This is a genomic window from Peribacillus sp. P4_D6 (genome assembly GCF_056401795.1).
In genome coordinates this window covers 1-1696 of the sequence record NZ_JBFUIQ010000308.1, presented here as the reverse complement: position 1 = coordinate 1696, position 1696 = coordinate 1, and the positions used below count along the sequence as shown (strand labels likewise).

The 1696-nt window shown below is 35.8% G+C and carries 2 protein-coding genes and 1 pseudogene; all 3 read right to left on the bottom strand.

Features of this window, described 5'->3' with window-relative positions; all coding sequences use genetic code 11:
• Positions 1–255: OsmC family protein (locus AC1DVB_RS27050; RefSeq protein ID WP_477591916.1), on the bottom strand; the 255-nt coding region annotated here is incomplete at its 3' end.
• 86 nt (positions 256–341) lie between these two features.
• Positions 342–655: pseudogene (locus tag AC1DVB_RS27045) on the bottom strand (DsbA family oxidoreductase); the annotation flags it as partial.
• 27 nt (positions 656–682) lie between these two features.
• Positions 683–1342: a carboxymuconolactone decarboxylase family protein gene (locus AC1DVB_RS27040; protein ID WP_477591914.1), complete on the bottom strand. Its 660-nt coding sequence runs from the start codon at positions 1340–1342 to the stop codon at positions 683–685.
• Between the last annotated feature and the right edge of the window lie 354 nt (positions 1343–1696).

Sequence of the window (1696 nt, the reverse complement as noted above, 5' to 3'; positions counted from 1 at the left end):
AACTGAAATAGATAAACAACCACCTAATGCACTTAATAATAGTTCAGCTGGGCTTGGACCCTTATCAGATCCTGAGAACCAATCTGGCTCATCAATGAGAACGGGTTTGTGATCACCTACTTGTGCTTCAGCGTAAAATCCACCTTTCCATTTTACCGAAGAAGAATATCCTGCAATTCCTTCCTCAGGATTTTCCTTAAAATTTTCTACTATGTTTTCAATAACTTTTGTATCGACTCCATTAATTTTTGTCATTTTTATATCTCCTTCATTTGTTTTTTTAATTAGAATTATCTCTCTACACTTTCGTTATCTAATAAATGTTTTTACAAAGTCCTGTTTTATGATCTTTTAGGGGGAATGACACAGCTGCCATCAGGAGTATCCGCCGATAGAGCTTCTAATTTGGGTGCTGGATTGTCTTCTTCCAAACTTTATCTAGCGCTTCAGAAAATGCTTGCGCTGGCTGTACTCCTGAGACAGCATATTTTTGATTGATAATAAAGTATGGAACGCCCTTAATACCATATCTCTTGGCTTCATATTGATCATCTTTTACGTTTTGTGCGTATTGTTTCTTATCATTTAATGCTTTCAATGCTTCGTCTCTATTTAAACCAGAAGCTTCTGCAATATCAGCTAGTTTGTCTAGATCCTCCTACATCTTTAAACTCCTTAAGACTTATTCATCATATGCAACTAATGCATTCACTCCATGAGAAAGAGCAGACCCTGCTTTTAATGCTGTTGCTACCATAATAGATTCAGCGACTTCTTCCCTCGTTGCYTYTGCTTTTTTGGCTGCTTTAGTGTGGATATCAATACAATAAGGGCATCCTGTAGTATGCGCCACCGCTATAGCAATCAACTCTTTTTCCTTCACACTAAGTAATCCCGCCTTCATCGCTTTTTGGTCAAATGTCACAAACGCTTTAAAGACATCTCCATCTAACTGAGAAAACTCTTTTAGTCGGTTGATATAAGAAGCTCGATATAATTCATCATCAGCTGTTTCATCATAAGCGTTTAAAGCATTGACACCATGAGCAAGAGCAGATCCTGCTTTCAGGGCTGTTGCTACCATAATCGATTCGGCCATTTCCTCTTTGGAAGCTCCATGTTTTTTTACTTGTTTAACATGAAAATCAATACAATGGGGACATCCAGTCGTATGAGCAACTGCCACTGCAATTAATTCCTTTAATTTAGCTGTTAACTTTCCTTCAGCTAGCGCTTTTCTGTCAAAGGTTAGAAATTCTTTAAAGATTTCAGGTGAGAGTGTACTAAATTCACCTAAACGGTTCATATGTGACTTTTTGTATAAACTATCGTTTTGATTCATAATTAATTCCTCCAATTTTTTTATTTTACACCTATTTGTACCTACCGTTTGGTACAAAAGCAATAGTAAAGTACCAAGGTAGATCAATGATGTCAAATATATTACATTGTCTTACTTACTTCAAGAAATATCAGGTTTCTTTAAGCCTCATTATTTAGCTCAGCCTAAATCGCATATTTCTACATAACTGTCTACCATAGTAGGATTTTCATGCAACCCTTATCTCCCATTATTTAATAATTAGAGAATAACATTAGATCTTCCTTATTCTTTAAAGGGATCATTGTAACCCTCCTCCTATCAACAAACAAATATCTGTACTGTACCTACTAGTTGGTACAGACTTATAATAAT